This is a genomic window from Streptomyces sp. ML-6, assembly GCF_030116705.1.
GTDB lineage: Bacteria > Actinomycetota > Actinomycetes > Streptomycetales > Streptomycetaceae > Streptomyces.
Map to the genome: position 1 here is coordinate 1,518,050 of NZ_JAOTIK010000001.1, position 26,320 is coordinate 1,544,369.

Here is a 26,320-nt window from a genome sequence, read left to right on the forward strand (position 1 = left end):
TTCCCCGTGACCATCACCCCGCCCGCGCTGAGTGTCTTCGAGACCCTGGAGTCGGAGGTACGGAGCTACTGCCGCGGCTGGCCCGCCGTGTTCGACCGTGCCCAGGGCGCCCGGCTGACCGACGAGGACGGCCACACCTACCTCGACTTCTTCGCCGGAGCGGGATCGCTCAACTACGGCCACAACAACCCGGTGCTGAAACGCGCGCTGATCGACTACATCGAGCGCGACGGCATCACCCACGGCCTCGACATGGCCACCACCGCGAAACGCGCCTTCCTGGAGTCCTTCCAGAACAACGTGCTGCGCCCGCGCGACCTCCCGTACAAGGTGATGTTCCCCGGACCGACCGGCACCAACGCGGTCGAGGCCGCGCTGAAGCTGGCCCGCAAGGTGAAGGGGCGCGAGTCCATCGTGTCCTTCACCAACGCCTTCCACGGCATGTCGCTCGGCTCGCTCGCCGTCACCGGCAACGCCTTCAAGCGGGCCGGGGCCGGCATCCCGCTGGTGCACGGCACCCCGATGCCGTTCGACAACTACCTCGACGGCCGGGTGCCCGACTTCCTCTGGTTCGAACGGCTCCTGGAGGACCAGGGCTCCGGGCTCAACAAACCCGCCGCCGTGATCGTCGAGACGGTGCAGGGCGAGGGCGGCATCAACGTGGCGCGACCCGAGTGGCTGCGGGCGCTGGCCGACCTGTGCCGCCGCCGCGACATGCTCCTGATCGTGGACGACATCCAGATGGGCTGCGGACGCACGGGGTCGTTCTTCTCGTTCGAGGAGGCCGGCATCGCCCCCGACATCGTCACCCTGTCGAAGTCCATCAGCGGCTACGGACTGCCCATGTCCCTCTGCCTGTTCAACCCGGAGCTGGACATCTGGGGGCCGGGCGAGCACAACGGCACCTTCCGCGGCAACAACCCGGCGTTCGTCACCGCCGCCGCCGCGCTGGACGCCTACTGGGCGGACGGCCAGATGGAGCGGCAGACCCTGGTCCGGGGCGAACAGGTCGAACAGGCGCTGCTCTCGATCTGCGACGAGCACGCCGCTCTCGGCGCGCGCTACCGGGGCCGCGGCCTGGTCTGGGGCCTGGAGTTCACGGACGAGGCACGCGCCGCCGCGGTCTGCGCCCGCGCCTTCGAACTGGGCCTGCTGGTGGAGACGTCCGGCCCGCGCAGCGAGGTCGTGAAGCTGCTGCCGCCGCTGACCGTCACCCCCGACGAGCTGGACGAGGGCCTGCGCACGCTGGCCCGCGCGATCCGCGACACCGTCTGAGCCACCGGCCCGCACCGGGGGCGGACCCGACGAGTCGCACCCCGACGAGTCGTACCCCGACGAGAACACCAAGACGAGAAACACCACAGCGGGAAACACCGCGGAGAGAAAGGCACCGACCCACCGTGATCGTCCGATCGTTCAGCGACATCGAGAACACCGACCGGCACGTGAAGGCCGCTTCCGGCACCTGGGAGAGCAAGCGCATCGTGCTCGCCCGGGAGAACGTCGGCTTCTCTCTCCACGAGACCACGATGTACGCGGGCACCGAGACGTCGATGTGGTACGCGAACCACATCGAGGCCGTCCTGTGCGTCGAGGGCGAGGCCGAGCTCACCGACGACGAGACCGGACAGACGTACCTGATCACCCCGGGCACGATGTACCTGCTGGACGGCCACGAGCGCCACACCATGCGGCCGAAGACCGATTTCCGCTGCGTCTGCGTCTTCAACCCGCCGGTCACCGGGCGGGAGGAGCACGACGAGAACGGCGTCTACCCGCTGCTGACCGAGGAGGGCTGAACCATGACCCACGACGCACGCGTCGATCTCTACCCCACGCGCGGCACGGCCGAGCTGACCACGCCCCGCCAGGACCCGGTGATCTGGTCCGCGCCCGGCGCCCCCGGCCCGGTGGCCGCCCAGGACCTCCAGGGCTTCGAGCGCGACGGCTTCCTCACCGTCGACCAGCTCATCACCCCCGACGAGGTCGCCGTGTACCGCGCCGAACTGGACCGGCTGATCGCCGATCCGGCGGTGCGGGCCGACGAGCGCTCGATCATCGAACCGAAGTCGCAGCAGGTCCGGTCGGTCTTCGAGGTCCACCGGATCAGTGAGGTCTTCGCCCGGCTGGTGGCCGACGAGCGCGTGGTGGGCCGGGCCCGTCAGATCCTCGGCTCGGACGTGTACGTCCACCAGTCCCGGATCAACGTCAAGCCGGGCTTCGGCGCCTCGGGTTTCTACTGGCACTCGGACTTCGAGACCTGGCACGCCGAGGACGGGCTGCCGCGCATGCGGGCCGTGTCGGTGTCGATCGCGCTGACCGAGAACCACGACACCAACGGCGGGCTGATGATCATGCCCGGTTCGCACAAGTCGTTCCTCGGCTGCGCGGGCGAGACGCCCCGGGACAACTACAAGAAGTCCCTGCGGATGCAGGACGCCGGGACGCCGTCCGACGAGGCCCTGACGAAGATGGCCGGCCGGCACGGCATCAAGCTCTTCACGGGCCGGGCGGGTTCGGCGACCTGGTTCGACTGCAACTGCATGCACGGCTCGGGCGACAACATCACCCCGTACCCGCGCAGCAACGTCTTCATCGTCTTCAACAGCGTGGAGAACGCGGCCGAGGAGCCGTTCGCGGCACCGGCACGACGCCCGGAGTTCATCGGGGCACGGGACTTCACCCCCGTGCGGTGAGATGACACCACGCCGGTGACGGGCGGGGCGGGGGTGGCGTGTTCGCCGTCCCCGCCCCGCCCGCGTCCGCGCTCCCGCCCGCGGCCGGACCGAGGACCGGCCGGCCGGGCGGGACTCGGTTCAAGTCGTTGGACCCGCACGGCCGTCGGCGGCGACAGTGGGGACATGACCTCTCTCATCCGTCACATCACCGTCGACTGCGCCGACGCCTACGGGCTCGCCCGTTTCTGGTCGCAGGTGCTCGACGCCCCGGTCTCCGACGAGGACTCCCCCGGCGACCCCGAGGCGCTCGTCGAGGCCCCCGGGGCCGGAATGCTGTTCATCACGGTGCCGGAGCCGAAGAGCACCAAGAACCGCCTGCACCTGGATCTCCAGCCGCAGAACCGCAGCCGGGACGAGGAGGTCGAGCGGCTGCTCGGCCTGGGTGCCACCCTCGTCGCCGACCACCGCAAACCGAACGGGCGGGGCTGGGCGACGCTCGCCGACCCCGAGGGCAACGAGTTCTGCGTCGAGTGCGGTGCGGCCGAATGGGCCGCCCTGACCGGGGCCCGGCTGCCGGTCACGGCGGACGACGTGACCACCGCGGTCCGGCTCGCGACCGCCGCGCTCCGGGAATCCCCGGTGGACGACTGGCTGGTCCCGGCCGGGACGCTGGAGTGGAACTGCTGGGAGACCGCGGAGCACCTGAGCGACGACCTGTTCTCCTACGCGGCCCAGCTCGGCGCGCCCGACGCACCCGGCGCCCCGTCGGACACCTACCTCCCGTACCGCTGGGCCGCCGACCGCGAGAACGGTCCGAGGAACGCGGTCTTCGCGGACCCGGCGGCCGGCCCGGCCGGGCTGCTGCGGACGATGGAGGCGAACGGCGCCCTGCTCGCCGCGATGGTGCGGACCTCGTCGCCCGGGGTCCGTTCGTACCACTCCTACGGGGTCTCCGACCCGGAGGGCTTCGCCGCCATGGGCGTGGTGGAGACCCTGGTGCACATGCGGGACCTCGCCGCGGGGCTGGACGTGGCCTGGGCGCCGCCCGTCGATCTCTGCGACCGGGTGCTGGCCCGGCTGTTCCCGGACGCCCCCGGGGACGCCGACCGGTGGGCCGTCCTGCTCTGGGCCACCGGCCGCGCCGAACTGCCCGGCCGGCCGCGGGTCACGTCGTGGAAGTGGCACAGCGCGCCGCTGGACAGGACCGGCCGGGGGTAGCGGAACGGAGCGGCGGAGCCGGTGGGGCGGACCGCCCGGCGCCCCCACCGGGGTGCCCGGACCCGTCGGGGCCCGGCCCCGTCGGGATCCCCGCCCTTTCGAGATCCCCGGACCCGTCAAGATCCCCGGCCTTCCGAAGTCCCCGCTCTCAGGACCGCGCGGCGTCCAGCGCCGGGTAGTCGACGTACCCCTTCGCGTCACCGCCGAAGAAGGTGGAGGGGTCAGGGGTGTTGAACGGGCCGCCGGCCTTCAGCCGGGCCGGCAGGTCCGGGTTGGCGATGAACAGCGCGCCGTAGGAGACGAGGTCGGCGAGCCCTTCGTCGATCGCCCTGTGGTCGTCCGGCCCGGTCGGCCCGTCCGTCAGCAGGTTGACGATGAAGGTGCCGGAGAACTGCTTGCGCAGCGCGGGTCAGCTCGCGGATCTCCAGCGCCTCCAGGCCGTGCAGGTAGGCGAGACCGAGCGGTTCGATCTCCCGCACCAGCGCGGTGTACACGGCCTCCGGACCGGTCTCGGCGATGTCGTTGTACGGGTTTCCGGGCGAGATGCGCAGCCCGGTGCGCTCCGCGCCGATCTCGGCAGCGACGGCCCTGACGACCTCGACGGCGAACTTGATGCGGCCCTCGTCGGACCCGCCCCACTCGTCGTCGCGCAGGTTGGAGTTGGGGGCGAGGAACTGGTGGATGAGGTAGCCCTTGGCGCCGTGCAGCTCGACCCCGTCGAAGCCGGCGTCGATCGCGTTGCGGGCGGCGGTCGCGAAGTCGGCCACGGTCTGCCGGATCTCGTCGCCGGTCAGTTCGCGCGGCGTGGTGAAGTCCTTCATCCCGTCCCCGGTGAAGAGCTGCCCGGCGGGCTTCACCGCGGAGGGGGCGACCGGGGTGAGTCCGTCCGGCAGCAGGTCCGGATGGCCGATGCGGCCGGTGTGCATGAGCTGGGCGAAGATCCGGCCGCCCGCCGCGTGCACCCGGTCGGTCACCTCGCGCCAGGAGGCGACCTGCTCCGCGCTGTGCAGTCCGGGGGTGAAGGGGTAGCCCTGGCCCACCACCGACGGCTGGATGCCCTCCGTGATGATCAGGCCGGCGGAGGCGCGCTGGGTGTAGTACTCGGCGACGAGGTCCGTGGCGACACCGCCCTCGCCGGCCCGGCTGCGGGTCATCGGGGCCATCGCTATGCGGTTGGCGAGTCGGATGCCGGACAGATCGATCGGGTCGAACGCGGTGGTCATGGGAGCTCCCGAAGAAATATGTGGTCGGCCAAGTATTTGCGTGCGCCGCCACTGCAGCCCATCTATTTGGCCGACCAAGGTAAAGTGGGGGAAAGCGGTCCCCGCCCGCTTGCCGACCGGCCGGAATCCACCCGGGACCTGTCGGGAACGCTCGCCGGGGCCCGCCCCCCACCGTCCGAGGAGTCCCGATGACGTCAGGTCCCGCCGGCCCCGACCCCGCCTGTACCGAGCTGCCGAGCGCCGCCCGGGGCGGCCCCGTCAGCCACGCCTTCTCCCGGGTGGCCCGGCTGCACCGGATCGCCGCGGGCAAGCTGCTCAAGAGGGCCGGGATCTACCCCGGCCAGGAGTTCCTGATGATGTACCTGTGGGACACGGGCGCGGTGCGCCAGTCCGAGGTGATCAAGGCCGTCGACCTGGACCCCTCCACCGTCACCAAGATGCTCCAGCGCCTGGAGCAGGCCGGGCACGTCAGGCGCTGCCCCGACCCGGAGGACCGCCGGGCGGTCCTGGTCGACGCCACCGAGGACAGCTGCGCGCTGCACTCCGAGGTCGAACGGGCCTGGACGGACCTGGAGGAGCACACCCTGGCCGGCCTCGACCGGGGCGAGCGCGAGGAGCTGGCCCGGCTGCTCGCCAAGATCGAGAAGAACCTCCGCCGGGAGACCGAGGACTGCCCCGAGCGCCACCACTCCCCCGGCTGCTGATCCCCGACGCCCGGTGCCCGCCCGGTGTCACCCGCCCAATGCCACCCGAACGGCACCGGGCGGGTGACACCGGGCGGCATCGGGCGGTGACTCAGGCTGAGAGCACGTCCAGGACCCGGTCCACATCGGCCCGCGTGTTGTACAGGTGGAAGGCCGCGCGCAGGCTCCCCGCCCGGTTGGAGACCACCACCCCGGCCCGCGCCAGTTCGGCCTCCCGTACGCCGAGGCCGGGCACGGCCACGATCGCCGAATCTCCCGGCACCGCCTCGTGCCCCAGCTCGGCCAGCCCCGCCCGCAGGCGGGCGGCGAGCCCGGTGGCATGGGCGTGCACGGCCTCCACGCCGACCTCGCCCAGCAGCGCCAGCGACCGCTCGGCGCCGTGGTACGACAGGAAGGCGGGCGGCTCGTCGTAGCGGCGGGCGGACGGGGAGAGCCGTTCGACCGGGCCGTACGTGCTGTTCCCCGGGTCCTCGGCGGCGACCCAGCCGGCGAAGACCGGCAGCAGGGTGCGCTGCGCCTCCTCGGTGACGGTGAGGAAGGACGCGCCCCTCGGGCAGAGCAGGAACTTGAAGCCGCCGGCGACGGTGAAGTCGTACTCCCCGGCGTCCAGCGGCAGCCAGCCGGCCGCCTGCGTGATGTCGAGCAGGATCCGGGCGCCGTGGGCGGCCGCCGCCGCGCGCACCGCCTTCAGGTCGGCGACCCGGCCGTCGGACGACTGCACGGCGGACAGGGCGACGAGCGCGGTGTCCGGACGTACGGCGTCGGCCAGGCCGTCCAGCGGGACGTAGCGGGTCCGCAGGTCGCCGCGGACCGCGAACGGGCTGACGACGGAGCTGAACTCCCCCTCGGGCGCCAGCACCTCGGCCCCCGGCGGCAGCGCGGCCGCGATCAGTCCGACGTGCACGGAGACGGAGCTGCCGACGGCCACCCGGTCGGCGTCCGTCCCGACGAGACGGGCGAAGCCGGACCGGGCGGCCTCCACCGTCGCGAAGTCGCCGGAGCCGATGCTGCGGCCCGAGGCGACGCGCTCGGCGAGCGACCGCACCGCCGTCACGGTGCGACGGGGCAGCAGCCCGCAGGTGGATGTGTTGAGGTAGGTGGTCTCCGGCGCGAACTCGCCGTGCAGGGCCCGGCTGAGCGAAGTGGTCTCCATGCGCCCAGCCTGGTGTGCCCCGCATTCATGGTCAATCACAGGAATCGGGGGCGCGCCCGAAGGATCCTCACGGGCGCGCCGCCCGTGCGCCGGAGCGGGCTCGGGCGCACGGGCCGCCCACCGCGGGCTCAGGCGTTCGTGCCGCCCACCGCGGGGACCTCGCAGGCGCCGTCCGGGCCGCAGGCCCCGGCGTCCTCGCCGATCATGGTCATCGGACGGTCCTTCCACGCCTGTTCGAGCGCCTGGGTGAAGACCTCGGCGGGCTGGCCGCCGGAGATGCCGTACCGCCGGTCGAACACGAAGAACGGCACCGCGTTGGCGCCCAGCTCGGCCGCCTCCCGCTCGTCGGCCCGCACCTCGTCCGCGTACGCCTGCGGGTCGGCGAGCACGGCCCGCGCCTCGCCGGCGTCGAGTCCGGCCTCCACGGCCAGCTCCACCAGCACCTCGCCGTCGTAGACGGACCGCTCCTCGGCGAAGTTGGCCCGGTAGGCGAGGTTCAGCAGCTCGTCCTGGCGGCCCCGGGCGCGGGCCAGGTGGAGCAGGCGGTGGATGTCGAAGGTGTTGCCGTGGTCGCGTCCCTCGGTGAGGTAGCCGAGTCCCTCGGCCCGCGCGTTGGCCGCGACGTTCGCCTCCATGGCCTGCGCTTCCTCACGGGTGCGCCCGTACTTCCGCGCCAGCATGTCGACCACCTGGACGGGCTCGTCCCCGGCGTACGTGGGATCGAGCTCGAAGGACCGGTGCACGATCTCGACCTCGTCGCGGTGGGCGAACTCCGCCAGGCCCTTCTCGAAGCGGGCCTTCCCGATGTAGCACCAGGGGCAGGCGATGTCGCTCCAGATCTCGACGCGCATGTCCTTCTTCTCTCCAAGTTCGCGGACAGTGTGAGGTGACCCTCTGTACAAGAGATCGAACAGGGCGACGAACCCACTCATTCCCGCCGTTGGGGCACAGCATCGTCCCTGGATACGCATTGCCGCTGTGGGCAGCGGACAATTCGGCGCGACGGACACCGCCCCAGCGTTACACTATCGACTGTCACAAACATTCCAGTCAGAGTGGAAGTCGAATGAGTCGCACGATCCGGGTGGACGACGACGTGTTTGCCAGGCTGCAGAGCCTCGCGGAACCCTTCACCGACACGCCCAACAGCGTCATCCGCAGGCTGCTCGGCCTGGCGGCCCCGGCGGCACGGGCCGGATGCCCGGCGCCCCCTGCAAGTTCATCCGCTGACGACTTCCCCCTGGCAGCCCTGATCGCCGAGGGACGGCTGCACGTGGGGCAGCAGTTGGTATGGCGCCGCCGCAACCTCAAACAGGTGCACCATGCTGTCGTGATCGAGGGCGGAGGCCTGAGGCTCGACGACGGCAGCGTCCACGCGACACCGTCCGGTGCCGCCACCGCAATCGCAGGAAACCAGCAGAACGGCTGGAAGGTCTTCGCCACTGAGGACGGCACGCTGCTGAAGGACCTCCGGTGACCCCCATGAGCGCCGCCATGCGGCCACGGCCGGCCCACACCACACATGTCCCGGAAGGTGGAACATGGCAGGCGTGACCCAACCGAAGGTGAGCCGTGTCGATCCGCTCAGGCTGACCGAGTGGGCAAGGACCGGACGCATCCGCATCCCTCATTTTCAACGATCCTACGTATGGGACGCGTCGGACGCGGAGAGGCTTTTCGACAGCATCCTGCGCGGATACCCGATCGGCAATCTCCTCATGTGGCGCAAACCCGCACCTGCAGCCGATATCACCGTGGGCGAATTGCAGATCGAAGCACCGGAACACTCTGACGCCCTGTGGGTGGTGGACGGCCAGCAGCGGCTCACCACGCTCATCGGCGCCCTCACGGCGTCCGAGGAAACGGTGGACCGGCGGTTCCGTATCTTCTTCGACCTGCAGGCGGAAAAATTTGTCTCCGCCCCCCACTCCCAGCGGCCTCGCGAATACTGGCTTCCCGTCTGGGTCGCCCAGGACAATCGCCGGCTGATCGCTTGGCAACGGGACCGCCCTTGGCTGACCGAGACGCAATACGACCTGTGCGACACCGTCGGCACAGCAATCCGCACCTACGAGATCCCCATGTACGAGATCGAGGGCGATGACGAAAAGGCCCTTACCGAGATCTTCGACCGGATGAACACATTCGGGAAGTCGCTCAAGCGGTCCGAGATCTTCCGAGCCCTTCATTCCGGCCCGCTCGATGTCCAGCCCTCGGATCTCGACGCACTGCACGAAAGAATCACTGCGCTCGACTTCGGGGATTTCACAGAGCAGACATTGATGCAGAGCGTGATGGCGGTACGCGGAGGGAAAGTGGACCGCGACTTCCGACATGAATTCAGGAGCGACGAGGACCGACGCGCGTCTTTCGCCACGACGGAGAAAGCCCTGAGAGTCGTCGTTGAATACCTACGAGAATATGCCGGTATCCCTCACATCCGCCTCCTGCCCTATGCCCTGTTCATCCCCGTGCTCACCCGCTACGCCGCCCTGTTCGGCTCCCCCGAAGGCAGAGCCGCAGAGCTGTTGCGCCGCTGGATCTGGCGAGGTTCCGCAGTGGGAGCGGCCCCGCAGGGCAATACGGTCGCACTGCGCCGTAACGCCAGCGCAGTGTACGGCGACCCTGCGGCCAGTGCAGGCCGACTGCTGGAGATCCTGCCGCCGGGCGGCGAGCGCTGGTCGCCCGATCTGACGCAGACCGCCCTGAACCGCGCCCAGGCAAAGCTCAACGTACTCGGACTGCTCTCAGCCAAGCCGGTTCTCCTCACTCCGGCGCACGGGCAGGACGGAACCCACTACCCGGCAGGCACACGCCTCGACCGGACAAGGCTTCTCAACGAGATGCTCGACAGCGGAAGTTCACCGTTGCTGCCGATCCTGACCGGGGATCGGACGATTGCCAGCAAACTGGTCCATCCAGCCATGGACCTGCCCCCCTGGACGGCGATCCGCGAGACAACGGGCGAGGCGGAGCTGCGTTCGCACTGCCTCGACATAAAAAGCGTGCACGCACTGGAACGGGGTGAATGGGATGACGACGACTTCATCTCTCACCGTGCGGAGCTCGCCGGATCGACCATCGCCCGGCATGTACAGAGCATGGCGCTCTGGGGATTTCCGGATGGTCCGGAACTTGAATCATGGTTCGAAGCCTGAGGAGAAATCCATGCAACGCGATGTGACAGCCTCGGTTTTTCTCGAAAACCGACAGGTGGGGGTTCTCGGATATCACGACGGCAACACCTGGTTCGATTACACCGACCTGAGCACGGAACACCCGGTGCTGGGGCAAGGGTTCGAGCGGGATCCACGCAAACGCCGTTCGGGGAGCGGAAGCGTCCCGGAATGGTTTGCCAACCTGCTGCCCGAGCCCGGCAGTGGCCTGCGGCACATGATCGCCACGGAACTCGGAAAAAAGAAGCTTCACGACTTCGTGCTGCTCAGCCACCTGGGCGAGGACCTGCCGGGCGCGGTCCGGGTGGTTCCCGATGTCCCGCTCGACGGACTCCCGGACCATGAACCCACCAGTGTGTGTGAGCACGAACACGCTCTGCGTTTCTCGCTGGCCGGCGTCCAGCCGAAGTTCTCGATGCGATACGAGGGAAAGGCCCTCGTACTCCCTGCCACAGGCAGTGGGGGCGACTGGATCGTAAAACTACCCGATCAACGTTTTCCCGCCGTCCCGGAGAACGAGTTCGCCATGCTCCAGTGGGCCAAGAGGGCCGGAATCGACGTTCCCGATTCCCATCTCGTACCGGGAACCCTCATCCGGAATCTGCCCGAGGGCACGATCGGGCCGGATGAACACGCTCTCGCAATCCGGCGGTTCGACCGTACGGACCACGGGCGTGTGCATCAGGAAGACTTCGCCCAGGTGCGCGAGGTATCCGCTGAGGCCAAGTACGACAAGGCCAATTACGAAGGGATCGGACGTGTCGTCAGCACGGTATGCCCTGCTGACGATGCCGTCGAGTACCTTCGCCGTCTCGTTGCTTTCATCCTCATGGGCAATGCCGACGCACACCTCAAGAACTGGACTCTGCGCTACCCCACCGGCCGTCAAGCACGACTGTCTCCGGCGTACGACCTGGTGTGTGTCACCGCGTACCCGAAGGCCGACCACAAGCTCGCGTTCCCTCTCGGTGGCAACACGAACACCGAGCTGATCACCACGGAGAGTTTCCGCGGGCTCTCTGCGGCACTCGGACTGGCACCGGAGTTGATCACGCATACCGTGCGGGAGACGGTGGAAGCACTGACCGTCTCGTGGTCCGCCGTCAAGCACGACTTCGAAGTACCGGAGTTCGTGGCTGTGGCCATCGACCGCCGTCTCGCCTCGCTTCCACTGGTACGCGGTTGAGTGCGGGCAGCAGACGCGGGTGGTACCCCGATGCCAGTTCCTGCCCTCCGGCAGCAGAGCCATCGACACATCACCGAAAGGGACACCCTCTGTCGCACGATCGGTGAGGTCGTTCACGGGCCCGGCGGATACTTCGGGTGGAACGCCGGCGCTCCGAGCACCCGCCGTGCCCGTCGGCCCCGGTCGTCAGATGTAGCTGAGGATCAGCAACGCGGTCATGAGCTGCGCCGCGATGTGCAGGCCCAGCAGCCAGCCCCGCGCGGAGGGGAACGGCAGCAGCTTCCTCGGCCACGCCACCGCTGCGATGCCGAGAAGGAGTGCGGCCAGGAAGCACCCGGGGATCGAGCCCTCGGGCACGTCGGAGCACCGCATGCCATAGGTCACGCAGCCGGATGCCCGGGGCGAGCTCAGGGTGACGAGAAGAGAGCCGAAGCACACCGGCACCAGCATGATGAGACCGAACCAGGAGGCCGAACGGATGTTGCGGTCCGTGCGCTCGAGGTCGGCCCGGCGCCGGTCCGCGGTGTCGGGAGTGGTGTCCATGCGGTCCACCCAACCCTCCGGTGGGCACCGGAGGGTTGGGTGGTGGTACTCGGTTCCGCTGAGTATCCGCGCTCACTCGTTCGACCGTCCGGAGACCGGATCGCCCGTCCGGTCACCGCGCGAACCCGGCCCCACCGGAAGGGAGGTTCGGGGACGTCCCCGGTCAGGCGGGGCGGCCGTCCACCCGGCGGGGCAGGCCCAGGGGGTTGTCCTCGTGGAGCTCGGGCGGGAGCAGGGCCTCGGGGGTGGTCTGGTAGGTGATCGGGCGCAGCCAGCGTTCGATGGCGGTGGCGCCGACCGAGGTGGAGGTGGAGGTGGTGGCCGGGTAGGGGCCGCCGTGGTGCTGGGCGGGGGCGACGGCGACCCCGGTGGGCCAGCCGTTGACGAGGACCCGGCCGGCCAGTGGGGTGAGGGCGGCGAGGAGGCCGGGGGCGTCGGCGTCGGTCTCCTCGGTGGCGGTCTGGAGGGTGGCGGTGAGGTTGCCGGGGAGCCGGGAGAGGACGGCGGTGATCTCGTCGGTGCCGGTGTAACGGGCCACGACGGTGACGGGGCCGAAGCACTCCTCCAGGAGTTCGTCGTGCGGGCCCTCGGCGGTGAGCAGGGCGGCCGGTACGGTCAGGAAGCCGGCCGAGACGGTATGTTCGCCGCCCGCGCCGGGGGTGACGGGGGCCTCCACGTCGGGGAGTGCGGCCCGGGTGCGCACCCCGGCGACGAAGGCGTCGCGCATCCGGTGGTCGAGCAGGACGCCCGCCTCGGTGTCGCTGACCGCGTCGGTGAGGGCCTTCAGCAGCCGGTCGCCGTTCTCGCCGGCCGGGGCCAGGACGAAACCGGGCTTGGTGCAGAACTGGCCCGAGCCCAGGGTCATCGAGCCCGCGAGCCCGGCCCCGATCTGCTCGCCGCGCTCGGCGGCGGCGGCCTCGGTGACCACGACGGGGTTGAGGGAACCCAGCTCGCCGTGGAAGGGGATCGGGACGGGCCGGGCCGCCGCCGCGTCGAACAGGGCGCGTCCGCCGCGTACGGAGCCGGTGAAGCCGGCGGCGGCGACCAGCGAGTGCTTGATCAGTTCGACGCCCGCCCCGAAGCCGTGCACCAGGGTCAGCACGTCCTCGGGCAGGCCGACCCGGGCCGCCGCCCGGCGCAGCACGGAGGCGCACAGCTCGGAGGTGGCGGGGTGGTCGGGGTGGGCCTTGACGACGACCGGGCAGCCGGCCGCCAGCGCGCTCGCGGTGTCGCCGCCGGGGACGGAAAAGGCGAGCGGGAAGTTGCTGGCCGCGTACACGGCGACGACCCCGAGCGGGATCTTGTAGCGGCGCAGGTCGGGCCAGGGCGGGGTGCGGGTGTCGTCCGCGTGGTCGATGTGGACGTCCAGGAAGGCGCCCTCGTCGACGACCTCCGCGAAGGCCCTCAGCTGGGCTGCGGTGCGGGCGAGTTCGCCGGTGAGCCGGGCCGGGCCCAGCGCGGTCTCCGCGTCCGCCGCCTCGACCACGTGCTCCCCGGCCTCGGCGAGCAGATCGGCGGCCGTGCGCAGGAACGCGGCGCGCACCGTGCGGTCGGCGAGCGAGTCGCGTACCGCGTGGGCGGCCCGGACGGCGCGGTCGACCTCCTCCGCCGTGGCCTCCACCGCGACCTGCTCACGCGGGTTCCCGGTGCGGGGGTCGACGCTCCAGACTGGTGTTGCTGCCACCGTGCTTTTCCTTCCGCTCCACTGCCGCACATCAGAATTTGTTCGGTATTCTGAACAAAGTTCTCGATCGTGAATATGAAGCGACTCTATTTCCGGCTGTCCGACCTTGGCAAGGTGCCATCGGACCGGCCGGACACGGGAGTTCGAGGGGTCGCAGGGTCCGTGAACGGGCCGGAAGGAGCGTAGGTCGATGTCCGCTGCCGAGTCCGGGGGGGCACAGGTCAAGTCCGCCGTGCGTACGGTGGAGCTGCTCGAGTACTTCGCGGGGCGACCGGGCATGCACTCGCTCGCCGCGGTGCAGGAGGCCGTCGGCTATCCCAAGTCCAGCCTGTACATGCTGCTGCGCACGCTGGTGGAGCTGGGCTGGGTGGAGACCGACGCGACGGGCACCCGGTACGGGATCGGGGTGCGGGCCCTGCTGGTCGGCACCTCGTACATCGACGGGGACGAGGTCGTCGCGGCGGCCCGGCCCACCCTGGACCGGCTCTCCGACGACACGGCGGAGACCATCCACCTGGCCCGGCTCGACGGGACGAGTGTGGTGTACCTCGCCACCCGGCAGTCCCAGCACTATCTGCGCCCCTTCACCCGCGTCGGCCGCCGGCTGCCCGCCCACTCCACCTCCCTGGGCAAGGCGCTCCTGGCCACCCACAGCGACGAGCAGGTCCGCAAGATGCTGCCCGAGACGCTGCCCGCGCTGACCGAACACACCATCACCGACCGCGAGAAGCTCATCGAGGAGCTGCATCTGGTCCGCGAGCAGGGGTACGCGGTGGACCGCGAGGAGAACACCCTCGGGCTGCGCTGCTTCGGCATCGCCATCCCCTACCGCACCCCCGCCCGCGATGCGGTCAGCTGCTCCGTGCCGGTCGCCCGGCTCACGCCCGCGCACGAACAGATGGTCAAGGACGCGCTGTTCGACGCGCGCGACCGGCTGACCCTCGCCACCCGGAGGCTCTGACCTCTCGGAACTCTCCCCGCGTCGTGACGCGCGCCCGCGGCGGGGCGGCCCCCGGGCCGCCGCCCGACCCGCCGGGACGACCCGGTGACGATTCGTCTCCGCCGCGCGGCGGAGACGAATCGTCACCGGGCACGACGTGCCCGCCCGGGCCGCACGGAAGGGTGGGTGCCATGACACAGTCCTCGCCCGACCCGGCCGCCGCCGCGGGACGGTCCGGAGCCCGCGCCCTGCTCCGTACGCTCGCGATCGCCTCCACCCTGCCGTACATCGCGCTCAAGACCGCCTGGATCGCGGGCAGTCGGATCGGCATCCCGGACGGCAGCCCGTTGCTCGAACACCGCGCCACGATGATCGTCGCCAACGGCGTCACGATCCTGATGGACAGCGCCGTGGTGGTCCTCGCCCTGCTGCTCACCCGGCCCTGGGGCCGGCGGGTGCCCGCCTGGCTGCTCGTCCTGCCCGTGTGGGTGGCGTCCGGACTGCTGCTGCCGATCATGACCGGGTATCCGACGCAGCTGGTGGTGAGCCTGTTCCGGGGCGAGGGCGTCGGCGGCGGGGGCGGCGATCCCTTCCTCGACGAGTGGGTCTTCGGCGTCGTCTACGGCGGCTTCACCGTCCAGGGCCTCGCGCTGGGCACCCTGTTCGCGCTGTACGCCCGGGAGCGCTGGGGCCATCTCTGGCAGGGCACCCTGCGGGAGCTGCCGGAGAGCCCCACCGCGCCCGCCCTGCGGGTCACCGCGGTCCTCGTCTCGCTGCTCGCGACCGTACCGGCCGTCATGCACCTGGTGTGGGCCGGCGGCTCGACAGCGGGGCTCAACGCGGCCAGGATCGCGGACCGGGACGGCCCCTTCCACGTCATGGAGGCGTTCAACGTCCTCTTCGCCGTCGTCACCGCCGTCGGGGTGCTGCTGCTCGCCTTCCGCCGCTCGGCGCTCCCCCTCGCGGTTCCGCTCGCCCTGGCCTGGTGCGGTTCCGGGGCCTCGGGCTGCTGGGGCGGCTGGCTGAGCGTCGCCTCGCTGACCGGGACCCAGCAGGTCTCCGAACAGCCCACCCCCATCATGGTGGTGATCTACGGTGTCCAGATGCTGCTCGGAGCGCTGGTGGTCACCCTCGGCGGATACTTCTTCTCGGAACGCGCGGCGGCCCCCGGCTCCCGCGGCCCCGTGCCGTCCGCCCCGTCCTCCGGCGCCCGCGCGTGACCCCGCTGTTCGGGCGGCGGGCCCGGCTGCGCTGGCTGCACCTGATCCTCGGCGGCGCGCTGCTGATGCCGTACTTCCTGGCGGCCATGGTGGTCATCGCTTCGCTCCGCCCGAGCAGCACCCTCTTCGCGTCCCTCCCCCACCAGCTCGTCGGGTTCGTCTGCGCCCTGCCCATGGCCGCGGTCACCGCGCTCTTCGCACCGGCCCGGCCGCTCTCGGCGGGCGCGGCCCGCGCGCTGTGCGGCCTGCCCGCCGGCCGGCAGCTGGCCGAGGGGCCCGCCAGGACCCGGCAGGCCCGGGTGCGCACCGCGGCCTGGTACACGACGCACCTCGCGCTCGGCGGTGTCGTGAGTGCCCTGACGCTCGCCCTGTTCCCGTTCGCGCTGGCCCTCGTGGTGCTGCCGTTCTCGGAGACGGTGCGCGGCTCCCTGGTCGTCGTTCCGGCCCGGGAGCTGGACCGGCCCTGGGTCCTCGCCCTGGCCCCCTTCGCCGGGGTCGTGACCCTGCTGGCGGTGGCCGCCTGCGCGGCACTGGCCGGGGCGCTGCTCGCCGGCCGGGCCCCGGTGCTGCTGGGCCCGACCCCGGAGGACCGGCTGGCCGCCGCCGAACGCCGGGCGGCCGATCTGGCGGCGCGCAACCGGCTCGCCCGGGAGCTGCACGATTCGGTGGGCCACGCGCTGAGCGCCGTCACGCTCCAGGCGGGCGCGGCCCGCCGGGTCCTGGACAGCGACCCGGAGTTCGTCCGCGAGGCGCTGGCCGCGATCGAGGAGACCACCCGGCGCACGGTCGGCGAACTCGACTCCGTGCTCGGCCTGTTGCGCAGCGGCGAGGAACAGGGGGCGGCCGGGACGACCGGCCCGGCGCTCGACGCGCTGGAGGGGCTGCTGAAACGCTGCGGGGTGCCGGTCTCCCTCACCGTGGAGGGCGGGCCGGGCCCGGTCCCGGCCGCCGTGTCGCGGGAGGCGTACCGGATCGTGCAGGAGGGGCTGAGCAACGCGCTGCGGCACGGCGGGCCGGGAGTGGCGGTGGAGCTGCGGATCGCGGTGCGCGCGACGGACGTGGAGATCGTCATGGACAACCCGCTGCCGGAGCGGCCCGCAGCGGTGCGGCCCGGGGGCGGGCGCGGACTGCGCGGGGCCGCCGAGCGGGCGGTGCTGCTCGGCGGCCGCGCGGAGGCCGGGCCGCACGACGGCGCGTGGCGGCTGGCCGCGCGCCTCCCCCTGCGTACGGACGGACAGGAGAAGAAGTGAGCACGAGGGTCCGGGTGGTCCTGGCCGACGACGAGCGGATGGTGCGCACGGCGCTGCGCGTCATCCTGGACGCCGAACCCGATCTGGAGGTCGTCGGCGAGGCTGCGAACGGTGCGCAGGCCGTGTCCGTGGTGCGCGAGCTGCGGCCCGACGTGGTGCTGATGGACGTGCGGATGCCGGAGATCGACGGCATCCGCGCCACCGAACAGATCTTCGGCTCGCTCGACGTCCCACCGCGGATCGTGGTCGTGACCACCTTCGAGAACGACTCCTACGTGTACGACGCGCTCGTCGCCGGGGCGGCCGGTTTCCTGCTGAAGCGCTCGGCGGCCGAGGACCTCGTGCAGGCGGTGCGGCTGGTGGCCCGCAACGACACGTTGCTGTTCCCGTCGGCGGTCCGGACCCTGGCGGCCGAGCACCTGGCGCGGCGGCGGGCCGTCCCGCCGCCGTGGGTGGCCCGGCTCACCGAGCGGGAGGCGGAGGTGCTGCGGCTGATGGCGGCCGGGCTGACCAACGCGGAGATCGCCGAGCGGCTGGCCGTGGGGCCCGCGACGGCCAAGACGCACGTGGCGGCGGTGCTCGCGAAGACCGGTGCCCGGGACCGCACCCAGGCCGTGATCGCGGCGTACGAGTCGGGGTTCATCGCTCCCGGGGATTCCGGCCGATCATGAGGAATCGGTGAGAATCGGCACAACCGGGAACGCCCCGTGAGGCCCCGCTCGTCCCCCGAGCGGGATGAACAGAACGATCAGGCACACGTCCGTCTTCTGCCTGCTGCTGGTTCTCGCCCTTCTGGTGCGGGCGACCTGGCTGCAGGCGTATCAGGCGCAGGCGCTCGCGGACAACGACCACAACCGGCGGAAGACCATCGCGCAGTACGCGCAGCCGCTGGGTGACATCATCGTGGCCGGGAACCCGGTCACCGGATCGAAGAGGACGGTGGGCAGCGATCTCGCGTACAAACGCACCTACACCGAGGGCGAGCTCTACGCGGCCGTCACCGGCTACGGCTCGCAGGCGTACGGTTCCACCCAGCTCGAAGGCATCTACAGCCATGTGCTGGACGGCACCGACGACCGGCTGAAGAACCCGCTGGACACGTTGACGAACAAGCAGGCCGAGCCGGGCGACGTCCTGACGACGATCGACCCGGCCGTGCAGAAGGCGGCGTACGAGGCGCTCGGCGACGACAAGGGCGCCGCCGTCGCGATCGAGCCGGGCACCGGACGGATCCTGGGCCTGGTCTCCACCCCTTCGTACGACCCGTCGACGATCAGCGGGACGACGGACGGCGACGCCTGGCAGAAGCTGCTCGACGACAAGGACAAACCGCTGGTCAACCGGGCGATCCGGCAGCCGCTGGCACCGGGTTCGACGTTCAAGCTGGTGGTGGCCGCCGCGGCGCTGGAGGACGGGCTGTACGGCTCGGTCGACGAGCGCACGGCCAGCCCCAACCCGTACACCCTGCCCGGCACCAGCACCGTCCTGCGCAACGAGAGCGCCACCGCGCCCTGCGAGAACGCCACGCTGCGCACCGCGCTCCAGTACTCCTGCAACAACGTCTTCGCGAAGGCCGCCGTCGACCTCGGCCAGGACAAGGTCGGGGCGATGGCGGAGAGGTTCGGCTTCAACACCGGGAAGCTCGACGTGCCGGTGCGGGCGAGCGAGAGCGTCTACCCGTCCGGCATGGACCGTCCGCAGACGGCGCTGACGGGCATCGGCCAGTTCGAGGTGACCGCGACGCCGTTGCAGATGGCCATGGTGTCGGCCGCCCTCGCCAACGGCGGGGAGCTCGCCGCCCCGCACATGGTGTCCCGGGTGACGGACTCCGACGGCACCACGCTGCGGGAGTACCCGGACGGGGACACCGAGCGGGTCGTCTCGCCGGACACCGCCGAGCAGTTGCGCAGCGCCATGGTGACCGTCGTCGAACAGGGCACGGGCACCAACGCCCGGATCGCCGGGGCCGAGGTCGGCGGCAAGACGGGCACCGCGCAGAACGGGGTGGGCAACAGCAGGACCCCGTACGCCTGGTTCACCTCGTACGCGAAGGACGCCTCGACCGGCAAGGAGGTCGCGGTGGCGGTGGTCGTCGAGGACTCGGGCGCGGCCCGCTCGGAGGTCAGCGGCAACGGTCTGGCGGCGCCGGTCGCCCAGAAGATGATGGAGGCAGCGTTGGAGCGCTGAACGCGCCGGGCGGGGGCGGGTGGCCGTACGCCCCCGCCCGGCGCGGTTCCGTCAGCGGCCCAGGCGGGCCAGTGCCCCGGCGACGGCCGCCAGGTCCGGGCCCGAGGCCAGCCCGGCGTGGTACAGGCGCAGTTGGTTCGCGCCGAGCGAGGCCGCGTGCGCGGCGTCCCGCTCCAGGGTGGCGGGGCTGCCGCCCATGCCGGTGACCACGCAGAAGTTGGCCGCGAGCACCCCCTCCCGCCCGGCGAACGGGCCGAGCACGGCCTCGCGCGCCGCGTCGGCGCCGGTGCAGGGCAGCACCACGCCGTCCGCGACGGACAGGACGTGCCCGGGGTCGACGCCCGTGTTCGCACCGGTGCGGTACGGCGCGGGGTCGGCGTGCAGCAGTACCTGGAAGCCCGGTTCCGCCGCCGCCCGCACGGCGGCCACCACGTCCTCCTGGAGCGTGCGGGCGACCGTGCCGCGCCACTGGAGGGTGGCGTCGGCGAGGCCGGCGCCGAGGAGTTCCCGCACGGCCTCCCAGCCGGCCCCCGCGCTGCCGGAGCCGGCCCAGCACGGTTCCAGGGCCCGGCGCACGGCGGCGGCCAGGGCGTCGGCGTCCAGGCCCTGGCCGGTGTACCCGGTGCGGCAGGCGGAGCAGAAGCAGAGCGACATCAGGTACTGCGCCGCGTCGCCGAGCCCGACGCCCGTGGTCTTGTCGTGGGCGTGCAGGTGCGCGAAGCCGTACCAGCCGCAGGACTCCAGCTCGGTGCCGCCCGCGCCGTCGCGCACCGCGGCCTCGGCGGCCAGGTCGATCAGGTACGCGCGGACCTCGGACCGGGCGATGCAGGGCGCCCAGGGGTAGCGGTCGCCGTACGCGTTGACGACGGAGGTCCCGGGGTGCTCGGCGCCCAGGCGGGAGTTGTGCGCGAGGACCACCCAGGTGTGCACCTGGAGCCCGGCGGCGGCGAGGGCCCGGGCCGCCTGCGCGTACGGGTCGTCGGCGGCCACCCACGCCTGCGGGTACGGGCGCAGCGCGCGCCCCGCCCACCGCTCCTCGTCCGGCGGGTAGAGCACCGCCGCGTGCTCGGCGGTGACGATGCGGCGGGCGGGGTGGCGCGGGGTCAGCGCCCGGGTGGAGTGGTAGGCGGCGGCGAGCGTCACCTGCCGGACGCCCAGGTCCGCGATGCGGGCGGGCGCGTCCGGGTCGCCGACGACGTCCCAGGGGTAGAGGAAGACGGAGGCCCTCACCCGCGCGGCTCCTGCCCGTGCTTCTCCAGGACGGCGCGACCGCGCGCGATGATCCCGGCGAGCTCCTCGACGTGGGCGGCGGGCGGCTCGGTGAGCGGGGTGCGGACCGGGCCGACGGCCAGGCCGCCGAGCCGGACCCCGGCCTTGACGAGCGAGACGGCGTAGCCGCGGCCCCTGGCGCGCAGTTCGACGAGCGGCCGGTAGAAGTGGTCGAGGAGTTCGTCCGTCAGGGCGGCGTCGCCGGCGTCCAGGGCCCGGTGGAAGGCGAGCGCGATGTCGGGCGCGAAGGCGAAGACGGCCGAGGAGTAGAGCGTGACGCCGATGCCGCGGTAGGCCGGGCCGGTGAGTTCGGCGGTGGGCAGCCCGTTGAAGTACAGGAAGTCCTCTCCCGGCGCCTCGGTGCGGACGGCGCTGACGATGCGCTGCATCAGTTCGAGGTCGCCGTAGCCGTCCTTGAGGCCGATGACGCCGGGGGTCCGGGCCAGGGCCACGACGGTTTCGGGGGTGAAGACGGCGTTGTCGCGCTGGTAGACGATCGTCTCCAGGCCGGTGGCCGCGGCGAGCGCGGTGTAGTGGCCGAGCAGCCCCTCCTGGGAGGCGACGACGAGGTAGGGGGGCATCGCGAGGAGCCCGTCCGCGCCGGCCTCCTCGGCGATCCGGGCGTACTCGACGGCGAGCGAGGTGCCGTAGCCGGCCCCCGCCACGACGGGCACCCGTCCGGCGGTCTCCTCGACGGCCGCGGCGACGACGGCGCGGAACTCCCGCTGCGTCAGCGCGTGGAACTCGCCGGTGCCGCAGCAGGCGAAGACCGCCGCCGCACCGGCGTCGACACCGGTGCGCACATGGGCGCGGAAGGCGTCGAGGTCGACGGCGCCGTCCGGGCCGTACGCGGTGACGGGGAAGAAGAGCGGCCCGGTCGCGCGGTGGAGTCGGGCGGCAAGAGGGGCTGAGGTCACTGGCGCTCCCTGAGCAGGTTCAGGCGTGCACAATTATGATCGCCGTCCACATTCGTGAACATCTGCACGCTAAGGCAGCCGCCCGGCACGGGTCAAGGAGAAGAACGCGCAGGACCTCCGGGCACGCGTTCCGGACCACCCTCCCCGCCGACGCGGTGGCGGAGCCCTTGACTCGATTCGCCGGCACTTCTTAGCGTGTCCACACATATGAATGACGTCCATGGCTTTGGCTTCTGACGGACATGTTCCGCAGCCACCGCAGGGCCGTGCCGCGCGCCCGTCGTGCGCCCGCGCACTCGCGCACTCGCGCACCCACGCACCCACGCACCGAGGAGATCCGCGCATGCCCGCTCCCCGCACCGTCCTGCTCACCGGCGCCGCCGGCGGCCTCGGCACCCTGATGCGCGGCCTCCTGCCCGCGTACGGCTACGCGCTCCGGCTCCTCGACGTCCGCCCCGTCGAGGGCGAGCCCGGCGCGATCACGGCCGACCTCGGCGACCGGGCGGCGCTGCGCGAGGCCGTGCGGGGCGTGGACGCGATCATCCACCTCGCGGGCATCTCCCTTGAGTCCTCCTTCGACAGGATCCTGCGGGCCAACATCGAGGGGACGTACAACCTCTACGAGGCCGCGCGCGAGGAGGGCGTCCGGCGCGTCGTCCTCGCCTCCTCCAACCACGTCGTCGGCCACACCCCCCGCCCGCTGCCCGGCGACCCGCCGATCGCCGTCGACGCCCCGCGCCGCCCCGACACCTTCTACGGCCTGTCCAAGTCCTTCGGGGAGGACCTCGCCCAGCTGTACTGGGACCGGCACGGCATGGAGACCGTCTCGGTGCGCATCGGCTCCTGCTACCCCGAGCCGACCTCGGTGCGGATGCTGTCGCTCTGGCTGAGCCCGGCGGACGGCGCCCGGCTCCTGCACGCCGCGCTCACCGCGAAGGACGTGGGGCACACCGTCGTCCACGGCTCCTCCGCCAACACCCGGCTGTGGTGGGACCTGAGCTCGGCCCGCGCGCTGGGCTACGAGCCGCAGGACGACTCGGAGCCGTACGCGGCGCGGCTCGTCGCCGAGCAGGGGGAACTGGACCCGGACAACCCCGACCACACCCGCCTCGGCGGCCACTTCTGCACCACCCCACCGATCTGGCCGCACTGACCGGCCCCCGCCGACGGCCAGCCGGCACCCCACGCGGAAAACCGCGCGACAGCACGTCCGCCGCCGGGCAGGATGCGGGGTCATGCCGAGACCTTCCGGATTCCTGTACGAGCAGCACGGCGACGCGAGCGTCACCCTCACCCACCACGGCCGCCCCGCGGGCACGCTGCGCGGCAGCCGGGCGGAGAAGTTCCTGGCCGAGGTGGAGGCCGGGGACGCCCAACTGGTGATGGCCCGCTGGACCGGGGCGTACAAGCACGGCAACGAGCGCACCGCCCGCGATCATCCGCGCAACCGGTCGCGCGGACGCTGAGGGGCGCCGCGCCCACGCCCGGCGCGCCTCCGCGCCTCCGCACGCCCGGACCCGCGCGCCTGGCACGCCCGCGCGCCCGCGAAGATTGACGGGGCGGCGGCGGGGGCGGGGGCGGCAAAGGTAAGGGAACGGCAAAGCGGGGTCGTTCGTTACTCCGGACATGACCGCTATGACCCCCGGCTCGAACATCCCTCTCTCCGCCGCCCGCGTGGCAGTGGAGGTCGCCGCCCCGGTGCGGCTCGACGTTTCGGGCCTCCTGCTCACCTCGGCCGGCAAGGTGCGCTCGGACGACGACTTCATCTTCTACAACCAGCCCGCGGGCCCCGGCGTGACCTACCGCTCCGGCGGCGGCACCGCGCCGGACTCGATCCTGGTGGACACCGCGGCGGTCCCGCCCGGCATCGAGAAGATCGTCGTCACGGCGAGCCCGGACGCGGCGGGCCAGACCTTCCAGGGCATCGAGCCCACCGCGACCGTGCGCAACGCCGACGACAACAGCGTGCTCGCCACCTTCACCCCGCCCCGGCTGGGCACCGAGACGGCGCTCGTGGTCATCGAGGTCTACCTCCGCAACGGCGCCTGGAAGGCCCGCGCGGTCGGTCAGGGCTACGCCAACGGTCTGGCCGGCATCGCCACGGACTTCGGCGTCTCGGTCGAGGACGAGCCCGCCGCCCCGGCTCCCGTGCCCACCCCGGCCCCCGTGACCGCCGCGCCCCCGGTGCCGCCCACCGGCCCGGTGGACCCGCGGATCGCCGCGCCCCCGATGCCCCCCGCCCCGCCCGCCCCGGCAGCCCCGGCCGCCACCGGGAAGATCAGCCTCGACAAGGGCCGGGTCAACCTCCAGAAGAACCAGACGGTCTCCCTGGTCAAGGGCGGCCGGCCGCTGCTCTCCCAGGTCAAGATGGGCCTCGGCTGGGAGCCCGCCTTCCGCGGCAAGGACATCGACCTCGACGCCTCGGTGATCGCCTACGGCCCGCAGCGCAATCACATCGACAGCTGCTACTTCGGCAAGCTCTCCATCCTGAACGGCGCGATCAAGCACTCCGGCGACAACCTCACGGGCGAGGGGGCCGGGGACGACGAGGTGATCATCGTGGACCTGGGCCGCATCCCGCCGGAGGCGACCGGCCTGGTCTTCACGGTCAACTCGTTCACCGGCCAGAAGTTCACCCAGGTCGCCAAGGCCTACTGCCGGCTGATCGACGGGGCCACCGGCGAGGAGCTGGTCCGCTTCGACCTGACCGGCGCCGAGCCGCAGACCGGCGTGATGATGGCCAAGCTGATCAAGCAGTTCTCCGGCGAGTGGGAGATGACGGCCATGGGCGACTTCGTGAAGTCGCGCACCGTCCGCGGCATGGTGAAGCCCGCGGCCCAGGCCCTGTGACGCGGCGGGGCCCCGGGACGCGTCCGCGGACGTGTCCCGGGGCCCCGGTCGTGGTCGGTGTCCCGCTCGGAGCCCGGTCGGCTCAGAGCTTGGTCAGCTTGGAGTACGGGCGCAGGATCCTGCCCTGCCGCCCGGCGAAGTCGATGAGCACCGCGTCGTTGTCGCCCTCGACGGCGAGGACCCGGCCGAGGCCGAACTGATCGTGCGACACCCGGTCGCCCGCGTCGAACGATTCGACCGGTGGGGCCTCCTGGGCCGGGTGGTTGAAGGGACTGGAGGGCAGGTGGCGCCGGGATCCGGCTGACTGTTTCATCACCGTGAGTATGCGCCCCGCAGGCGGTTCCCGGGAACACCCGGTGCCACATCCGTCCCTCGCGGAGGCGGATGCGGCACCGGATCCGCCGTCATTTCTTCCAGGGCCAGTCCGCGTTCCGGCCCGCCTCCAGCAGCGGCACCATGCGGAACGCCGCGTCCGAGAGCCCCCCGAAGGTGTGGCGTGTCCCCTCCCCGGACGGGGCGTGCCCGACCCGGTAGCCGGCCAGGTTCCAGGTGTAGACGGGCACGGTGTCCGGCACCGCCGCGGTGGCGTCCCCGGCGTACGAGAACGTCGCCTGCTCGTCGGTGACGATCAGCACCCGGTCGTGGCCCCGGTAGTGCCGGCGCACCGCCTCCGCCGTGTCGGTCCCGCCGAGGTCGCCGAAGCGTTCCAGGACCTTCAGCACGGACTCGCTGCGGCGGTACTTCACCGGTGCGCTGCTCGTACCGAACTGGACCAGGTCGGCGTCGGCCGCCCGGAGCGCCAGCGCCGTGCCGAAGATCGCGGCGGCGTCGGCCCGGTTGAGCTGCGAACGGTCCGAGAGCGGCGACCACATCGAGCCCGAGCGGTCGACCAGGACCAGCGTCCGCCCCGGCAGGGCGGGCACGTTGTCCAGCGAGTGGCCGAGCGCCTTCTCCAGCGGGTGGGCCCAGCGCAGCGAGGGTGCGTGCTGGTGGGCGGCGAGGTAGCGGAACGGGAACTGCCGGGACGCGGCGACCGCGGCCGGGTCGCTGATCCTCGCCGCCACCCGCGCGGCGACCTCGTCCGAGACGCCCGCCTCGTCGAAGTTGCGCAGGTTGCGGATGAGGGCCATCACACCCATCGACGGAATCACCGCTTCCCAGGCCGTGGCGTCCATCGGCCCCTGCAGCCAGCCCGCCAGCGCCTCCCAGGTCATGCCCGCGGCGGCCAGCCGGTCCGCCCCGTCGGCGCTCTCGACCACGGCCCGCCGCTGCTCGACCGGCAGTTCCATCAGTGCGCGGTGGGCGGTCAGGACGCGGTCACGGGCCGGCGGCACGGCCGTCTCGGGGTGGTGCCTGCGGTCGAGGGCGTACCGGAACAGCTCGCCCTGCCACGGCTTCTCGGGGTCGGGCGAGGCGTGCGTCAGGTTCAGGACGTCGCCGAAGCGGTAACCCTTGGACGCGGTGTCGTACTTCAGCAGCGACTTGCCGCTGTAGAGCCGGCGCACGGCGTCGGCGATGCCGCGCTTGACCGGCTTGGGCACGGCCCGGCCGTGACGTGAGGTCCAGTACCCGAGGAGTTCACCGGGCTCGTCGGCACGCAGCAGCACGGAGTCGACGACGCGGCGGTTGGAGGGGCCGTCCTCGGCGCCCGCCTCCAGCCGTGCCTTGACGTACTCGGCGGCGCCGACGATCGAGGCGGTGCGCATCTGTCCGTCGCGGCGCAGCCAGTGGAGCAGGCCCGCGGTCCACTCCGGGTCCGTGACGGCCAGGGTCCGCACCAGGGCCGAGAAGCGGCCGTCGCGCTGCGCTCCGTCCTCGTAGAAGGTCTGCTGCGAGACGAAGTTGGCGACCGCGAGCAGGAAGAGTTCGGAGCGTTCGTCGCGCAGGTGTCCCTGCCCGCCCTGGTGGGTCGGCGCGGTGCGCCCGGTGGACTTCACGGGCGAGACCGCGCGGGGCCGGGTGGTGCGGTGGTTGAAGCGTGCCATGTGAATTCCCCCGAATTCATTGGGAGAAGGCACAGCCGGAAGGGTGCCCGAGATCAGGGTCGGCGACGGACTCACTGATGCTCTACCCACTTGAGCTACCGGCCGGAGCCGGACGGGACTCGAACCCGCAACCCTCA

General features: G+C 71.9%; 24 protein-coding genes and 1 pseudogene. 16 read left to right on the top strand and 9 right to left on the bottom strand.

Annotation, left to right across the window (positions count from 1 at the left end; translation table 11 throughout):
* Positions 1-6 precede the first annotated feature (6 nt).
* The 4 genes from ectB to OCT49_RS06725 all read left to right on the top strand — a co-directional run bounded on the left by ectB (position 7) and on the right by OCT49_RS06725 (position 3,896).
* Complete coding sequence (gene ectB, locus OCT49_RS06710) at positions 7-1,275, top strand: diaminobutyrate--2-oxoglutarate transaminase (protein WP_283850969.1); 1,269 nt, start codon at positions 7-9, stop codon at positions 1,273-1,275.
* A gap of 125 nt (positions 1,276-1,400) precedes the next feature.
* Positions 1,401-1,799 (top strand): ectoine synthase, encoded by a 399-nt coding sequence (locus OCT49_RS06715; RefSeq protein WP_283850970.1) that lies wholly within the window; start codon positions 1,401-1,403, stop codon positions 1,797-1,799.
* A 3-nt stretch (positions 1,800-1,802) separates the two neighbouring features.
* Complete coding sequence (gene thpD / locus OCT49_RS06720; protein ID WP_283850971.1) at positions 1,803-2,696, top strand: ectoine hydroxylase; 894 nt, start codon at positions 1,803-1,805, stop codon at positions 2,694-2,696.
* 165 nt (positions 2,697-2,861) lie between these two features.
* Positions 2,862-3,896, top strand: a complete 1,035-nt coding sequence (locus OCT49_RS06725; protein ID WP_283850972.1) for a VOC family protein — start codon at positions 2,862-2,864, stop codon at positions 3,894-3,896.
* A 148-nt stretch (positions 3,897-4,044) separates the two neighbouring features.
* Here the strand turns inward: OCT49_RS06725 and OCT49_RS06730 are convergent.
* Positions 4,045-5,119 (bottom strand): annotated as a pseudogene (locus tag OCT49_RS06730) (alkene reductase).
* Between the two features lie 188 nt (positions 5,120-5,307).
* On the opposite strand from OCT49_RS06730, the gene OCT49_RS06735 reads away from it, so the two are divergent.
* Positions 5,308-5,823 (top strand): MarR family winged helix-turn-helix transcriptional regulator, encoded by a 516-nt coding sequence (locus OCT49_RS06735; protein ID WP_283850973.1) that lies wholly within the window; start codon positions 5,308-5,310, stop codon positions 5,821-5,823.
* A gap of 91 nt (positions 5,824-5,914) precedes the next feature.
* Here OCT49_RS06735 and OCT49_RS06740 read toward each other — a convergent pair whose 3' ends face one another.
* Together OCT49_RS06740 and OCT49_RS06745 are read right to left on the bottom strand one after the other, a co-directional pair.
* Positions 5,915-6,976 carry an aminotransferase class V-fold PLP-dependent enzyme gene (locus OCT49_RS06740; protein WP_283850974.1) on the bottom strand — a complete coding sequence of 354 codons (1,062 nt, stop codon included), beginning with the start codon at positions 6,974-6,976 and terminating at the stop codon, positions 5,915-5,917.
* Positions 6,977-7,104: 128 nt separating this feature from the next.
* The gene (locus tag OCT49_RS06745) at positions 7,105-7,827 is read right to left on the bottom strand and encodes a DsbA family oxidoreductase (RefSeq protein WP_283850975.1); all 723 of its coding nucleotides are present in this window, start codon (positions 7,825-7,827) and stop codon (positions 7,105-7,107) included.
* Between the two features lie 215 nt (positions 7,828-8,042).
* Between OCT49_RS06745 and OCT49_RS06750 the strand changes: the two genes are divergently transcribed.
* From OCT49_RS06750 to OCT49_RS06760, 3 genes are all read left to right on the top strand, one after another.
* Entirely contained in the window at positions 8,043-8,453 is a 411-nt protein-coding gene (locus OCT49_RS06750; protein WP_283850976.1) for a DUF4357 domain-containing protein, read from the top strand.
* Positions 8,454-8,517: 64 nt separating this feature from the next.
* Positions 8,518-10,134 (top strand): DUF262 domain-containing protein, encoded by a 1,617-nt coding sequence (locus OCT49_RS06755; protein ID WP_283850977.1) that lies wholly within the window; start codon positions 8,518-8,520, stop codon positions 10,132-10,134.
* Between the two features lie 10 nt (positions 10,135-10,144).
* Positions 10,145-11,338, top strand: a complete 1,194-nt coding sequence (locus tag OCT49_RS06760) for a type II toxin-antitoxin system HipA family toxin (RefSeq protein ID WP_283850978.1) — start codon at positions 10,145-10,147, stop codon at positions 11,336-11,338.
* A gap of 186 nt (positions 11,339-11,524) precedes the next feature.
* Here the strand turns inward: OCT49_RS06760 and OCT49_RS06765 are convergent, their stop codons facing one another.
* Both OCT49_RS06765 and OCT49_RS06770 read right to left on the bottom strand, forming a co-directional pair.
* Positions 11,525-11,881, bottom strand: coding sequence for a hypothetical protein (locus OCT49_RS06765; protein ID WP_283850979.1), 357 nt, complete (start codon positions 11,879-11,881; stop codon positions 11,525-11,527).
* A gap of 163 nt (positions 11,882-12,044) precedes the next feature.
* Positions 12,045-13,565 carry an aldehyde dehydrogenase (NADP(+)) gene (locus tag OCT49_RS06770; RefSeq protein WP_283850980.1) on the bottom strand — a complete coding sequence of 507 codons (1,521 nt, stop codon included), beginning with the start codon at positions 13,563-13,565 and terminating at the stop codon, positions 12,045-12,047.
* Positions 13,566-13,755: 190 nt separating this feature from the next.
* Here OCT49_RS06770 and OCT49_RS06775 point away from each other — a divergent pair, with 190 nt between their 5' ends.
* From OCT49_RS06775 to OCT49_RS06795, 5 genes are all read left to right on the top strand, one after another.
* The gene (locus OCT49_RS06775; protein ID WP_283850981.1) at positions 13,756-14,526 is read left to right on the top strand and encodes an IclR family transcriptional regulator; all 771 of its coding nucleotides are present in this window, start codon (positions 13,756-13,758) and stop codon (positions 14,524-14,526) included.
* 170 nt (positions 14,527-14,696) lie between these two features.
* A complete protein-coding gene (locus tag OCT49_RS06780) occupies positions 14,697-15,725 on the top strand; it encodes a hypothetical protein (RefSeq protein ID WP_283850982.1) in 1,029 nt (342 codons plus the stop codon).
* Positions 15,722-16,975: a sensor histidine kinase gene (locus OCT49_RS06785; protein WP_283850983.1), complete on the top strand. Its 1,254-nt coding sequence runs from the start codon at positions 15,722-15,724 to the stop codon at positions 16,973-16,975. Before OCT49_RS06780 ends, OCT49_RS06785 begins: the two co-directional genes overlap by 4 nt.
* Positions 16,972-17,646 carry a response regulator transcription factor gene (locus OCT49_RS06790; protein ID WP_283850984.1) on the top strand — a complete coding sequence of 225 codons (675 nt, stop codon included), beginning with the start codon at positions 16,972-16,974 and terminating at the stop codon, positions 17,644-17,646. Before OCT49_RS06785 ends, OCT49_RS06790 begins: the two co-directional genes overlap by 4 nt.
* A gap of 64 nt (positions 17,647-17,710) precedes the next feature.
* A complete protein-coding gene (locus OCT49_RS06795; RefSeq protein ID WP_283850985.1) occupies positions 17,711-19,162 on the top strand; it encodes a peptidoglycan D,D-transpeptidase FtsI family protein in 1,452 nt (483 codons plus the stop codon).
* 51 nt (positions 19,163-19,213) lie between these two features.
* Here the strand turns inward: OCT49_RS06795 and OCT49_RS06800 are convergent, their stop codons facing one another.
* Both OCT49_RS06800 and OCT49_RS06805 read right to left on the bottom strand, forming a co-directional pair.
* A complete protein-coding gene (locus tag OCT49_RS06800; protein WP_283850986.1) occupies positions 19,214-20,392 on the bottom strand; it encodes a hypothetical protein in 1,179 nt (392 codons plus the stop codon).
* Positions 20,389-21,348 (bottom strand): 5-dehydro-4-deoxyglucarate dehydratase, encoded by a 960-nt coding sequence (locus OCT49_RS06805; RefSeq protein ID WP_283850987.1) that lies wholly within the window; start codon positions 21,346-21,348, stop codon positions 20,389-20,391. Before OCT49_RS06805 ends, OCT49_RS06800 begins: the two co-directional genes overlap by 4 nt.
* Positions 21,349-21,691: 343 nt before the next feature.
* Here OCT49_RS06805 and OCT49_RS06810 point away from each other — a divergent pair, with 343 nt between their 5' ends.
* The 3 genes from OCT49_RS06810 (at position 21,692) to OCT49_RS06820 (ending at position 24,198) form a co-directional block, all read left to right on the top strand.
* Positions 21,692-22,501: an NAD-dependent epimerase/dehydratase family protein gene (locus tag OCT49_RS06810; protein ID WP_283850988.1), complete on the top strand. Its 810-nt coding sequence runs from the start codon at positions 21,692-21,694 to the stop codon at positions 22,499-22,501.
* 82 nt (positions 22,502-22,583) lie between these two features.
* Positions 22,584-22,814, top strand: a complete 231-nt coding sequence (locus OCT49_RS06815) for a hypothetical protein (RefSeq protein WP_283850989.1) — start codon at positions 22,584-22,586, stop codon at positions 22,812-22,814.
* Between the two features lie 160 nt (positions 22,815-22,974).
* On the top strand, positions 22,975-24,198 hold the full coding sequence (locus tag OCT49_RS06820; protein ID WP_283850990.1) for a TerD family protein: 1,224 nt from the start codon (positions 22,975-22,977) through the stop codon (positions 24,196-24,198).
* A gap of 82 nt (positions 24,199-24,280) precedes the next feature.
* Here OCT49_RS06820 and OCT49_RS06825 read toward each other — a convergent pair whose 3' ends face one another.
* Both OCT49_RS06825 and OCT49_RS06830 read right to left on the bottom strand, forming a co-directional pair.
* On the bottom strand, positions 24,281-24,511 hold the full coding sequence (locus OCT49_RS06825) for a hypothetical protein (protein WP_283850991.1): 231 nt from the start codon (positions 24,509-24,511) through the stop codon (positions 24,281-24,283).
* Between the two features lie 91 nt (positions 24,512-24,602).
* Entirely contained in the window at positions 24,603-26,183 is a 1,581-nt protein-coding gene (locus OCT49_RS06830) for a TROVE domain-containing protein (protein WP_283850992.1), read from the bottom strand.
* Positions 26,184-26,320: the final 137 nt, after the last annotated feature.